Genomic DNA, 12884 nt, shown 5'->3' with positions numbered 1-12884 from the left:
CCCCCCCCCCCCCCCCCCCCCCCCCCCCCCCCCCCCCCCCCCCCCCCCCCCCCCCCCCCCCCCCCCCCCCCCCCCCCCCCCCCCCCCCCCGGCCCATACCCAGACGGGGGAACTCATGATCGAGCGCAGATCCTTCCTCAAGGCCGGTGCGGCGGTCTCGGGCGCCATCGGCGGCGCGGGCCTGCTGGGCGCCGCGATCACCCGATCGGCCGCGGCCTCGGAGCCGCCCGTCGGTGATCTCGACCCGACGACGATTCCGCAGTTCCAGCAGAAGATGCCGGTGCCGCCGGTCCTGAAGCCGACGACGGTCTCGGGGACGACGAGCTACTACGACATCACGATGAAGGAGGCCGACGCCCAGATCGTCCCGGGGAGGACCACCCGGGTGCGGGGCTACAACGGCCTGATCCCCGGCCCGGTCATCAAGGCCGAGTCCGGTCACCGCGTCGTGGTCCGGCAGACCAACGCGCTGGGTGTCCCCGTCTCGGTGCACCTCCACGGCGCCCACGTCCCCGAGTCCAGCGACGGCTCGCCGATGGACCTGCTCGCGCCGGGCGGCGGCAGGAAGACGTACACGTACCCGAACAGCCAGCCGCACGCGAACCTGTGGTTCCACGACCACGCGCACCACGAGGAGTCGGAGAACGTCTTCCGCGGCCTCACCGGCTTCTACCTGCTGACGGACGACATCGAGAAGAAGCTCAACCTGCCGTCCGGGGCCTACGACATCCCGATCGCGATCCGGGACGCGCGCTTCGACGCCAACGGCCAGTTCGCCTACACGATGGGCGACATCACCGGCCGTACGGTGATCCTGGCCAACGGCAAGCCGTGGCCGTACTTCGAGGTGGCGGCGCGCAAGTACCGCTTCCGCCTCTACAACACCGCCAACGTGCGCTTCTTCACCCTGAAGCTGTCCGACGGCTCGCCCTTCACCGTCATCGGCTCGGACGGCGGCCTCCTGGAGAAGCCGTTCACGACGACCTCGCTGGCGCTGTCGCCGGGCGAGCGCGCCGACGTCGTCATCGACTTCTCCCGCTTCCCGGTGGGCACCACGCTCGTGGTCGAGAACACCGAGCCCGGCCCGCCCGGCACCCCGATGGACCTCGTCGGCAAGGTGCTCCAGTTCCGGGTCACCCGGACCGCCACGGACACCAGCACCGTCCCGGACACGCTGCGCACCCTGCCGGAGCTGCCGCCCGCCACCGTGCAGCGCTCCTTCGAGCTGCTGATGGACGAGACCGGCGGTGAGCACGCCCAGGCGTACATCAACGGCAAGATCTACGACATGGACCGGATCGACACCGAGATCCAGTACGGCGCCACCGAGGTCTGGACCGTCCACAACGCCAACGCCCGCGCGCCGCACAACTTCCATATGCACCTGGTGCAGTTCCGGGTGCTGGAGCGCAACGGCCAGCCGGTCGTGTCCGGGCCGGACAGCGGTCTGAAGGACACGGTCAGCGTCAAGGCCGGCGAGACGGTCAAGCTCCAGGCGACCTTCACCGGTTACCGGGGCACGTACGTCTACCACTGCCACATGTTCGACCACGCGGCGATGGGCATGATGGCGAACTTCCGCGTCGTCTGACGCCGGAGGCGATCCGCCCGCCCCTCGCCCGACCCGGCGGGGCGCCCGACGACCTGGCCCGTCCGGCGCCCCGCCTCGAAGGACCCCTCCGTGCTCCCCCGCTGACGAAGAGCGGGCGGTGGCGCGGAGGGGTCCGCTGCGTGCGGCGGTGTGGTCCTCGCCGCGTGCCGGGAGGTCAGTCGGTGAGGGTGGGGTAGTCGGTGTAGCCCTTGTGGTCGCCGCCGTAGAGGGTGGTGGGGTCGGGGGTGTTGAAGGGGCCTCCGGCCTTGAGGCGGGCGGGGAGGTCGGGGTTGGCGACGAAGAGGAAGCCGTAGGAGAGGATGTCGGCGATGCCGTCCTCGATCAGGTGGAGGTCGTCCGGGCCGGTCGGGCCACCGGTGAACGCGTTGAGGATCACGGTGTTGGTGAACCGCTTGCGCAGGTCGAGGGTGAGCTCGCGGAGCTCGGCGGAGGCCTCGAGGATGTGGAGGTAGGCCAGGCCCAGCGGCTCGATCGCGTCGACGAGCGCGGTGTAGGTCGGGGCCGGCTCGCTCTCCTCGATGGTGTTGAGCGGGTTCGAGGGCGAGATGCGCAGGGCGGTCTTGTCCGCGCCGATCTCGGCGACGACCGCGCGGACGACCTCGACCGCGAAACGGATGCGGTTCTCGACGCTGCCGCCCCACCGGTCGGTGCGCTCGTTCGCGTTCGGCGCGAGGAACTGGTGGATCAGGTAGCCGTTCGCGCCGTGGAGCTCGACACCGTCGAAGCCGGCCTCGATCGCGTTGCGGGACGCGGTCACGAAGTCCTGGACGGTGTCCAGGATCTCCTGCTCGGTCAGCTCGCGCGGGGTGACGAAGTCCTTCATGCCCTCCGGGGTGAAGACCTGGCCCTGCGCGGCGATCGCGGACGGGCCGACCGGGGTCATGCCCTCGGGCAGCAGGACGGGGTGACCGACCCGGCCGGTGTGCATGATCTGCGCGAAGATCCGGCCGCCCTTGGCGTGGACCGCCTCGGTCACCTTCTTCCAGGACTCGACCTGCTCCTGGCTGTGCAGGCCCGGGGTCCAGGGGTAACCCTGACCGTTCACGGACGGCTGGATGCCCTCGGTGATGATCACACCCGCCGTAGCGCGCTGGGCGTAGTACTCCACCATCAGCTCGGACGCGACACCGTTCGCGCCCGCACGGCTGCGGGTCATCGGAGCCATCGCGATACGGTTCGCCAGCCGGATCCCGGCCACATCGATCGGATCAAACGCAGTGGTCATGACGAGTCCCCTCCGGATTGTTGGCCAGCCAAGTAACTGGGCCGGGAGACACTGTAGCTCATTACTTGGCCAGCCAACATAATGAGCCGAGAACCATTCCCCAGTGAAGGAAGCCGCCCATGCCCGGCCCTGCCCAGCACCCCGGACCCGACACCCCCGCCCCCTCCCCGGCCGCCCGCCCGCCCGCGTGCGGCGGGCAGATCAGCCACGCCATCGCCCGCGTCGCCCGCGCCCACCGCACCACCGCCGGGCAGCTGCTGCGCTGTCTGGGCCTCTACGCGGGCCAGGAGCTGCTGATGATGCGCCTCTGGGAGGCGGGCCCCCAGCGCCAGTCCGAGCTGATCAAACTGCTGGAGCTCGACCCCTCGACCGTGACCCGGATGGTCCAGCGACTGGAGCAGGCCGGCCTGATCAGCCGCCGCCCCCACCCGGACGACCGCCGGGCCGTGCTCGTCGAGACCACCCCCGCGGGCGAGGCCCTGCGCGAGGAGGTGGAGCAGGTGTGGCGGGAGCTGGAGGAGCGCACGGTCGCCGGGCTCAGCGAGCGGGACCGCGCCGACCTGGGCCGGCTGCTGTCGCTCCTGGAACGCAACCTCAGCACGGGCTGAGCCCGTTGCGCCTCCCGCGCGCGAAATCGCGCGGACCCACGGGGCGTTGCGCCCGGACACGCGAAAGCCCCCGCCGGATTTCTCCGACGGGGGCTTTCATGTGCGGTGGACCTGAGGGGATTCGAACCCCTGACCCCCTCGATGCGAACGAGGTGCGCTACCGGACTGCGCCACAGGCCCTTGCAACGAGTGAAACTCTAGCATCCCCTCCGAGGTGTTCGGAAATCCGCTCCCCCGGCCGCCCCGCGCCACCCGCGCTGGTCACACCGGGTGCGGGCCCCGGGGTCACTCGTCGGGTCACTCGTCGGGTCATTCGTTGGCCGCACGCGGGCGGCCGTCGTCGGCGTACTGGTCGAACAGCGGGGTGCGGCCGCGCTCGCGCCGGGGGCGGCGGGAGCGGCCGGGGCGGCGCTCCTCGGCCGGGGCCTTGCGGTCCGGGGCGGGCTCGGCGGTGCTGGAGCGGGCGGAGCTCCAGGTGTCCGCGGCGGCGCCGGTGGCACGCGGGGCGACCGGGGCCGAGACGTACGTGGGCAGCGGCACGGGGACGGGCTCCCAGCCCTCGCCGGTGCCGCGGTCGCGCTGCTGGTCGACCCACTCGGCGTGGTCGGTCTGCTCGACGAGCGCGCGGGCGCGCCCCGCGCTGTGGGCCGAGGGGGCCGGCGGCGCGGGGGTCTGGTGGTGGACAACGGTGTCAGCGGCGGCGGGGTCGTCCTCCGGCGCCGCCGCGTGAGGGCGGGCACGGCCCTCCCGCAGGCGTTGCGCGGCCTGTTCGGCGCGGCGCTGGTCCATGGTGAAGGCGAACCGGCGGCGCTCCTGGACGCGCAGGTAGATGATGTACGCGCTGAGCAGCAGCGCGGGCGCGGCCGGGGCCCAGAGGAAGCCCAGGCCGCCCACGCCCGCGACGACGGCGCCGAGGGTGAAGGTGAGGAAGAGCAGCACCGTGGTGCGGCGGCGCCGGGCGAGGACCTTGGAGCGGCGGGCCCGCTCGGCGGCCGTCGCGGCGGCCGCCGGGCCCGCGGGCGCGGCCGGCCCCGGGGCCGGTGGGGCCGCGTCGGGGGCGGTCTGGCCGCCGCCCTGGCCGGACGCGGGCGCGCCGAAGGACCGGACGTCGACCGCTTCGGTCGCCGCGTCCGGTACGGGCGCGCGGAGCTCGGGCTCCGCCGGGTCCGCCGGCCCGGTGCCGGTGGAGCGCCCTTCGAGGTCCTTGGCGTAACGGCGCTCCATGCCCGCCCGTCCGGACAGGAGCCGGATGGCCGTGCTGAAGCGTTCCGTCGGACGGGCTTCATTGAGCTCGTCCTGCCTACGGAGCCACATCGGCACCAAGTAGGCGGCCCAGGCCCCGACGATGACTGCGTAGATCAGGCCGCTGCTGCTCACCCTTCACACGGTAGAGGGGGACGCGCGGGGGATTCCGCCAATTGGCGCGGTGTGTCGCACGATCCGGCTGATATCTCGAACTTTTTTTGTGATTGTTGAGACCGGAACGCTGCGAATACCGTCAATTGACAGTCAAATTCGAACGTTTATTTTATTTCCCGGGGTCGGTGGTGCCAGCGCGCCAGCAGCCCCTCCGGGACCTCGTCGGCGGTCAGCGCGTAGACCAGGTGGTCCCGCCAGGCGCCGTCGATGTGGAGGTACCCCGGGCGCAGCCCCTCCTCCCGGAATCCGAGTTTCTCCACCACCCGCCGGCTGGGCAGGTTCTCCGGCCGGATGCACACCTCGACGCGGTGCAGCCCGAGCCGGTGGAAGCAGTGGTCCACCGCCAGCGCCACGGCCGTGGGCATCACGCCCCGCCCGGCCACGGCCTGGTCCACCCAGTAGCCGACGTGGGCCGAGCACATCGAGCCCCAGGTGATCCCCGCCACGGTCAGCTGGCCCACCAGCCGGCCGCGGTACTCCACGACGAACGGCATCATCCGCCCGGCGTGCGCCTCGGCCCGCAGGTGCCGGACCATCTGCCGGTACGTGGGCCGCCGCGCCGGGGGCACCCCGGGCGGCGGCGGGGGGATCGTGGCCTCCCACGGGCGCAGCCAGTCGCGGTTGCGCTGGTTGACCTCGCGCCACGCCCGCTGGTCGCGCAGCCTGATCGGGCGCAGGGCGACGTCGCCGTCCGCCAGTGCCACCGGCCAGAAGCTCATGCGGTCACCCACCCGCCGTTCCTCCGCGTCTCCCCGGTCCGCGGCGGGACGCTCACGCGGCGGGGCGGGGGTGGTCGCCGCCGTGGATCTGCTCCACGGCGTGCGCCAGCAGGCGCTCCAGCACGGCCAGCCCGTCCCGTACCCCGCCGGTCGAACCGGGGAGGTTCACGATCAGTGTGCGCCCCGCGACGCCGGCCAGCCCCCGGGACAGCGCCGCCGTGGGGACCTTCGCCAGGCCCTCGGCCCGGACGGCCTCGGCGATGCCCGGGACCTCGTAGTCGAGGACGCCCCGGGTGGCCTCGGGGGTGCGGTCGGTGGGGGTCAGGCCCGTGCCGCCGGTGGTCACCACCACGTCGTAGCCGGCCGCGACCGCCTCCCGCAGGGCCTCCGCGACGGGCTCCCCGTCGGGCACCACGCGCGGCCCGTCGACGGCGCAGCCCAGCGCCGCCAGGCCCTCGGCCAGCACCGGGCCGCTCCGGTCGGGGTAGACGCCGGCGGCCGCCCGATGGGAGGCCGTGACGACGAGCGCTCTCACGCGCGGCTCCACTTCCCGGACGTGCCGCCCGTCTTCTCCTCCACCCGGACGTCGGTGACGACCGCGCCCTTGTCGACGGCCTTCACCATGTCGACCACGGTCAGCGCGGCGACGGTGACCGCCGTGAGCGCCTCCATCTCCACGCCCGTGCGGTCCGTCGTACGGACCGTGGCGGTGATCTCCACGGCGTCGTCGGCGACCGCGAGGTCGACCGTGACCCCGGACAGGGCGAGCGGGTGGCAGAGCGGGATCAGCTCGGGGGTGCGCTTGGCGCCCATGATCCCGGCGATGCGGGCGGTGGCCAGGGCGTCGCCCTTGGGGACCCCCTCGCCGCGCAGCAGCTCCACGACGCGGGGGGAGACGAGCACCCGGCCGCTCGCCCGCGCCGTGCGCGCGGTGACCTCCTTCGCCGAGACGTCGACCATGCGGGCCGCGCCCGTGTCGTCGAGGTGGGTGAGATGCTCCTGCGCGCTGCTCATCGTTCTCCCGGTCAGGGCCCCAGTGGTGGCTGTCGGGCAGCCACCGTACCCGCCGGGACGGCGGCTCAGTCGAGAAGGACCACGTCCACTTCGGCGCCCGCCGGCAGCGACGTGGCCTCCTCGGGCACGACGATCAGGGCGTTGGCGTCGGCGAGCGCCTTGACGAGGTGGGAGCCGGCTCCCCCGACCGGGGTGACCTTCCCGTCGGCGTGGTGACCGCGCAGATACTGCCGGCGGCCCTTCGGCGAGGACGTGACGCCCGGCGGGCACACCGCGCGCACGGTGCGGCGGTCGCCGAACGGCTCCAGCCCCATGAGCGCGCGCAGGGCGGGCCGGACGAACAGCTCGAAGGAGACGTACGAGCTGACGGGGTTGCCCGGCAGCGCGAACAGCGGGACGCGGTCGGGGCCGATGCGGCCGAAGCCCTGCGGCTTGCCCGGCTGCATGGCCAGCCGGCGGAAGGAGACGCTGCCCTCCTCGGCGGGCAGGCCGGACAGGGCCTCCTTGACCACGTCGTAGGCGCCGACGCTCACTCCCCCGCTGGTGACGACCGCGTCGGCGCGCACCAGCTGGTCCTCCAGCGTGGCCCGCAGCGTGGCGGGCTCGTCGTCGACGGCGCCCACGCGGTAGGCGATGGCCCCGGCGTCGCGGGCGCAGGCGGTGAGCATGAAGCTGTTCGAGTCGTGGATGCGCCCGGGGCCCAGGGCCTCGCCGGGCGGGACGAGCTCGCTGCCGGTGGACACGACGACGACGCGGGGGCGGGGGCGCACGGTCACCGAGGCGCGTCCGACGGCCGCGAGCAGGCCGATCTGGGAGGGGCCGAGGACCGTGCCGGCCCGGACCGCGATCTCGCCGGCGCGGACGTCGCTGCCGCGGTCGCGGATGTGGGCGCGGGCGGCGACGGGGCGGTGGACCCGTACCTCGCCGAGGCCGCCGTCCTCCTCGTCCGCCGCGACCCGGCCCGCGGTCATCGCGTCGGCGGGGCCGCCGCCCGTGCCGCCGTCGGTCCACTCGACCGGGACGACGGCCTCGGCGCCGGGCGGCACCGGGGCGCCGGTCATGATGCGCACGGCCTCGCCGGGGCCCACGGCGGGCAGCTCGCCGCTGCCCGCGGCGATGTCGCCGATGACCGTGAGCACGGCGGGGAACTCCTCGCTCGCCCCCTCGACGTCGGCGACCCGGACCGCGTAGCCGTCCATGGAGCTGTTGTCGAAGGGGGGCAGGGCGACCGGGACGGTGACGTCCTCCACCAGCACACAGCCCTGGGCGTCGAGCAGCTGCAGCTCGATCGGCTCCAGCGGGCGGATCCTGCCGAGGACGTCGTCCAGGTGCTCGTCCACCGTCCAGAGCCGGCCGGGGCCGGCGGGGGTGTCCGCGGGGCGGTCCCCGGGGCGGCCCCCGGGGGTGGTGACGTCCGTGGCCGTGCCGGTGCCGCTGCTCACAGCGCTACATCTCCTCGGTGACGTACCTACGCAGCCAGGCCCGGAAGTCCGGGCCCAGGTCCTCACGTTCGCATGCCAGTCTGACAATGGCACGCAGATAGTCGCCACGGTCCCCGGTGTCGTACCGGCGGCCCTTGAAGATCACGCCGTGCACCGGGCCGCCCAGGCCCGGCTCGGCCGCCAGCGCCTGGAGGGCGTCGGTGAGCTGGATCTCGCCGCCGCGGCCCGGCGCCGTCTCGCGCAGCACGTCGAAGACGGCAGGGTCGAGGACGTAGCGGCCGATGACGGCGTAGTTGCTGGGCGCCTCGTCGGGGTCGGGCTTCTCCACCAGCCCGGTGATCTCGACCACGTCCGCGGTGTCGGTGGGCTTGACGGCCGCGCAGCCGTAGAGGCCGATCTGGGCGTGGTCGACCTCCATGAGGGCGATCACGCTGCCTCCGTGCCGGCGCTGGATGTCGACCATGTTCGACAGCAGCGGGTCGCGCTCGTCGATCAGGTCGTCGCCGAGCAGGACGGCGAAGGGCTCGTCGCCGACGTGCGGCGCTGCGCACAGCACCGCGTGACCCAGGCCCCGGGGGTCGCCCTGGCGGACGTAGTGCATGGTCGCCAGGTCGCTGGACTCCTGCACCTTCGCGAGCCGGGATTCGTCGCCCTTGCGCCGGAGGGCCTCCTCGAGCTCGTAATTGCGGTCGAAGTGGTCCTCCAGCGGCCGCTTGTTGCGACCGGTGATCATCAGCACGTCGGACAGCCCGGCGTGGACCGCTTCCTCCACCACATACTGGATCGCCGGCTTGTCGACGACCGGGAGCATCTCCTTGGGCGTGGCCTTGGTGGCCGGGAGAAAGCGGGTTCCGAGCCCGGCGGCAGGGATGACAGCCTTGCTGATCCGAGGGCGCGATTGAGTCATGGGCCGAACACTATCCGTTGCGTTTGGGCGGAAGATGTGACTCCGCCGAGTATGACCTGAGGCGAGGAGTTTGTACGAACAATGACCGATGCCACTGTGGATCCCGGCCTTCCCCACCCTAATAAGAGCGGGTTGCGCCGCTCCCTCCTGGCCGTGAGATCGGGATTGACCCGAGATGACATCGAGACGGCCGAGGCCGCGCTGGGCCGGCGCGCGCTGGAGCTCCCGGAGCTCGCGGAAGCGCGCACGGTGGCGGCGTACGTCTCGGTCGGCAGCGAGCCGGGCACACGCGCGCTGCTGGAGGCGCTGCGCACGCGGGGCGTCCGCGTCCTGCTGCCGGTCCTGCTCCCCGACAACGATCTCGACTGGGGCCTCTACCGGGGTCCCGGGCATCTGGTGCGGGCCGGCAAGGGCCTCCTGGAGCCCGACGGAGGGCGGCTCGGCCCCGAGGCGGTGACCGGCGCGGACGCCGTGCTGCTGCCGGGCCTGGCGGTGGACGGGCGCGGCCTGCGGCTGGGCCGGGGCGGCGGCTCGTACGACCGGGTGCTCGCCCGGCTGGACCGGGCGGGCGCCGATCCCGCGCGGATCGTCCTCCTCTACGACGACGAGGTGGTCGCGCGGGTCCCGGAGGAACCGCACGACCACCCCGTGGACGCGGTGATCACCCCTGGCGGGGTGCGGAGGTTCTGACGCGGCGGCCGGCTACGGCTTGAGCGTCAGCGTGGCGTCGCCGGCCTTCCGCACCGCCTCCGCGCTGAAGGCCCACGGCAGCAGCTCGCCCTTGGCCCACTTGTCGGTCTGGTCGTAGTAGTGGGCGTTGTAGGCGTGGCCCGAGGCGCCGGTGAGGTTGATCCAGCGGGACTTGTCGAGGTCGTCGAGGTTGACGACCATCCGCATGGACGGCACCCAGATCACGTCGTAGCCGCCGGCCGCGTTCCAGCCCGCCGCGTTGACGGCGGCCTCGCCGCCGGCCAGGTTCCACGGTCCCCGGTTGAGCATCCACTTGACGATGCCGGGGCCCTCCTTGCCGAGGGTCTGGTTCTTCAGGTTGAGCTGGTGGAGACGGCCCCAGCTCCACTGCGTGACGTCCTTGCCGAGCTTGGAGGTCAGCTCCCAGCGGGCGTCCTTCATGGCCATCGCCAGCAGCTCGTCGCGGTTCTTCGCGCCGTCGCTCAGGCGGGTGCTGGGGGTCTTCCACCACTCGCTGTCCGGCTTGTTCAGGATGCCGCGCACGACCTCGGACCAGCGGTCGCCGCCGTCGGGCTGCGCCGCGTCGGGCTCGCGCTCGCCGCACTCCACGACCAGGCGGCCGCGGCCGTTCAGGTCGTCCCGGGGGGCCGAGTCGCCCGCCGGGCGCACCCGCAGGCACTGGTCCTTGGCCCGCAGCTCCTTGGGCAGCTTGTTGCCGAAGGCCAGCTTGAGGGTGTTGCGCCAGACGGCGTTGAAGTACGCGGCGGCGGCCGAGTCGGCCTCCTGGTTGTAGTCCCAGTCCTTCAGCAGCTTCTGGGCCTCGCGGATGTACTTCGTCTCGCGCTCGTTGGAGCCCTTGAGGTCGATCTTCAGCAGGTAGGGCGTCAGCAGCTTGGCGATCTCGCTGCTGTTGTCCAGCTGCATCTTCTGCATGTCGTCCGTCGAGATCTTGCCGCCGTCCTTGATCTTCGATTGGATGAGGTCGTTGATCCGCTGGCTGCGCGTCCCGTAGCCCCAGTCCTGCGTCAGCAGGTAGGGGTACTTCTTGTCGGCGACGGCCTGGTTGGCGGTGACGATGTAGCCGCGCTGGGGGTTGTAGTCGTACGGCAGCGCCGACTGCGGGATCCAGCCGGTCCACTGGTAGGCCGGGTCCCAGCCCGGGGCCGGGTAGCGGCCGTCGGGGGCGGGCGTCTGCGCGTCGGTCCTGCCGTCGGGCTTGGCCTCGTCGCGGGCGTCGACCTTGCCGTCGCCGTTGGTGTCGGTCCGCGGGGTGGTGTTCTGGCCCGGCTGGCCGGTGGTCTGGCCGGCGCCCTGCTCCTCGCCCTTGGCCTCGCCGCCCGCCTTGCCGCGGACCGGGATGCGGCCCGGGGCCTGGTAGCCGATGTTGCCCTTGGTGTCGGCGTAGATCAGGTTCTGCGAGGGGACGTCGAAGTCGGCGGCCGCCTTGCGGAAGGACTCGAAGTTGGTCGCCTGGTCCAGCGCGAACAGGCCGTCCATGGTCTTGCCCGGGTCCAGCGCGGTCCAGCGCAGCGCGATCGCGTAGCCCTCCGCGCGGTCCGGGGCGGGGTCCTTGACCGGAGCCTTCTCGCCGACCTTGACGAGCTCGTCGTTGCGGTCGGAGACGATCGGGCCGTTGTTGGTCTCGCGGACGGTGATCTCACGGCTCTTCCCGCCCGCGACCTTGATGGTCTCCTTGCGGATCGTGAAGGGCTTCTGCTTGCCGTCGTAGAGGTAGGAGTCGGCGGTGACCTTCTCCAGGAAGAGGTCGGAGGTGTCGGCACCCAGGTTGGTCATGCCCCAGGCGATGTCCTTGTTGTGGCCGATGACCACGCCCGGCATGCCGGAGAAGGTGTAGCCGGCCACGTCGAACGGGCACTGGGCGCCGGCCTTGTTGCAGTGCAGGCCCATCTGGTACCAGAGCGAGGGCATCTGCGGCGCGAGGTGCGGGTCGTTGGCGAGCAGCGGCTTGCCGGTGGTCGTGTACTTGCCGGAGACGACCCACGAGTTGGAGCCGATGCCGTTACCGCTCGGGCCGAGCAGCGCCGGGACCTTCTCCAGCGACTTGGAGAGCGCCGCCAGGCCGGTGCGCAGCCCGCCGGCCGCCGCGCCGCCGCCGGCCGCGGTGTTCGGCTGCTGGCCGGCCGGGGAGGTCGCGCCCGCCGCGCCCTTGGGGTCGTAGGTCTTGCCGGTGGCGTCGACCGCGCCGCCCTCGGTGATCGGCTTGTTCCGGTCGTACGGGTACGCCGGGTACAGCTGCTCGATCTGCTGCGGGTTCAGGCGCGAGGTGGCCAGCGAGCGGTCGATCTCGTCCTTCATGTTGCCGCGCAGGTCCCAGGCCATGGCCTTGAGCCAGGCGACGGAGTCGACCGGGGTCCACTGCTCGGGCTTGTAGTCGTTCTCGAACTCCAGCGCCGCGTATTCGACCGACAGCGACTTGCCCTTGTGGTCCTTCAGATAGGCGTTGACGCCGTCCGAGTACGCCTGGAGGTACTTCTTGGTCGCGGGCGACAGCTTGGTGTCGTACTCCTGCTGCGCGACCTTGCGCCAGCCCATGGTGCGCAGGAAGGCGTCGGTCTCGACCTGGTCGGCGCCGAACATCTCGGAGAGCCGTCCCGCCGTCAGATGGCGGCGCACGTCCATCTCCCAGAACCTGTCCTGCGCCTGGACGAAGCCCTGGGCGCGGAAGAGGTCCTCGGCGTTGTCCGCGTAGATCTGGGGAACGCCGTGGTCGTCACGGACGACCTTCACCTCGCCGGACAGGCCCTTGAGCTGAAGGGTGCCGTCCGTCGTGGGGAAGGAGGCGCGGACGGTGCTCACGCTCCAGTACGCGCCGAAGGCGACGCCCGCCAGGAGCAGCAGCACGAATGTGATCACGAGCAGGCGGGCGCGTCGCCCCTTCTTCTTCTTGCCGGGGCCGTTCTTGTTGGCGGGCATCGCTGTCCTTAGAGGGGCAGGTGGTCCTGGAATGCTGGAAGCAACCATAGGCGCAGGGCGGTGACGGCCCGGACGCGGTGCCGTGGAGGAGCCGTACGAAGGCCCCGGAGATCGCCGCGCACCCCCCTGGAGGCCCCGTGGAGATCGCTGACGGGACGGGGCGGCGTCAAGAACGCGTAAAATATTAGCTGAGCAAATGAACTTCTCGCCGGTCATCCGCCGGTACGCCGACCCCAGGGACAGGAGGAACGTTTCGTCCGATACCCCGGAACCACCGACGACGCCCGTGGAAGACTCTCGTGAAGGGACCGGCC

The 12884-nt window shown here is 72.2% G+C and carries 11 protein-coding genes and 1 tRNA gene; 3 read left to right on the top strand and 9 right to left on the bottom strand.

Features of this window, described 5'->3' with window-relative positions; translation table 11 throughout:
• Positions 1-115: 115 nt before the first annotated feature.
• Positions 116-1591 carry a multicopper oxidase family protein gene (locus AC07BS_RS32570; protein ID WP_478935289.1) on the top strand — a complete coding sequence of 492 codons (1476 nt, stop codon included), beginning with the start codon at positions 116-118 and terminating at the stop codon, positions 1589-1591.
• Between the two features lie 175 nt (positions 1592-1766).
• Here AC07BS_RS32570 and AC07BS_RS32565 read toward each other — a convergent pair whose 3' ends face one another.
• Positions 1767-2837, bottom strand: a complete 1071-nt coding sequence (locus AC07BS_RS32565; RefSeq protein ID WP_478651882.1) for an alkene reductase — start codon at positions 2835-2837, stop codon at positions 1767-1769.
• 119 nt (positions 2838-2956) lie between these two features.
• Here AC07BS_RS32565 and AC07BS_RS32560 point away from each other — a divergent pair, with 119 nt between their 5' ends.
• Positions 2957-3445, top strand: a complete 489-nt coding sequence (locus AC07BS_RS32560) for a MarR family winged helix-turn-helix transcriptional regulator (protein WP_478646760.1) — start codon at positions 2957-2959, stop codon at positions 3443-3445.
• Between the two features lie 106 nt (positions 3446-3551).
• Here the strand turns inward: AC07BS_RS32560 and AC07BS_RS32555 are convergent.
• From AC07BS_RS32555 to galU, 7 genes are all read right to left on the bottom strand, one after another.
• Positions 3552-3625 (bottom strand) — tRNA-Ala (locus AC07BS_RS32555).
• Positions 3626-3754: 129 nt separating this feature from the next.
• Positions 3755-4822 (bottom strand): divisome protein SepX/GlpR, encoded by a 1068-nt coding sequence (gene sepX / locus AC07BS_RS32550; protein WP_478646763.1) that lies wholly within the window; start codon positions 4820-4822, stop codon positions 3755-3757.
• A 146-nt stretch (positions 4823-4968) separates the two neighbouring features.
• Positions 4969-5583, bottom strand: coding sequence for a GNAT family N-acetyltransferase (locus tag AC07BS_RS32545; protein ID WP_478647300.1), 615 nt, complete (start codon positions 5581-5583; stop codon positions 4969-4971).
• Between the two features lie 52 nt (positions 5584-5635).
• Positions 5636-6118 (bottom strand): MogA/MoaB family molybdenum cofactor biosynthesis protein, encoded by a 483-nt coding sequence (locus tag AC07BS_RS32540; protein ID WP_478646766.1) that lies wholly within the window; start codon positions 6116-6118, stop codon positions 5636-5638.
• Complete coding sequence (gene moaC, locus AC07BS_RS32535) at positions 6115-6597, bottom strand: cyclic pyranopterin monophosphate synthase MoaC (RefSeq protein WP_478646769.1); 483 nt, start codon at positions 6595-6597, stop codon at positions 6115-6117. The genes AC07BS_RS32540 and moaC overlap by 4 nt, the downstream gene beginning before the upstream one ends.
• Positions 6598-6662: 65 nt before the next feature.
• Positions 6663-7937 (bottom strand): molybdotransferase-like divisome protein Glp, encoded by a 1275-nt coding sequence (glp, locus tag AC07BS_RS32530; RefSeq protein WP_478935293.1) that lies wholly within the window; start codon positions 7935-7937, stop codon positions 6663-6665.
• A 106-nt stretch (positions 7938-8043) separates the two neighbouring features.
• Positions 8044-8946: a UTP--glucose-1-phosphate uridylyltransferase GalU gene (galU, locus tag AC07BS_RS32525; protein WP_478646775.1), complete on the bottom strand. Its 903-nt coding sequence runs from the start codon at positions 8944-8946 to the stop codon at positions 8044-8046.
• Between the two features lie 81 nt (positions 8947-9027).
• On the opposite strand from galU, the gene AC07BS_RS32520 reads away from it, so the two are divergent.
• On the top strand, positions 9028-9636 hold the full coding sequence (locus AC07BS_RS32520; protein ID WP_478646778.1) for a 5-formyltetrahydrofolate cyclo-ligase: 609 nt from the start codon (positions 9028-9030) through the stop codon (positions 9634-9636).
• A gap of 12 nt (positions 9637-9648) precedes the next feature.
• Here AC07BS_RS32520 and AC07BS_RS32515 read toward each other — a convergent pair whose 3' ends face one another.
• Positions 9649-12570, bottom strand: a complete 2922-nt coding sequence (locus AC07BS_RS32515; protein WP_478646781.1) for a penicillin acylase family protein — start codon at positions 12568-12570, stop codon at positions 9649-9651.
• Between the last annotated feature and the right edge of the window lie 314 nt (positions 12571-12884).

It is taken from the genome of Streptomyces sp. NPDC044063, assembly GCF_056434285.1.
The sequence above is the reverse complement of the archived record's forward strand: the minus strand, read 5'-3'. Positions and strand labels throughout refer to the sequence as shown.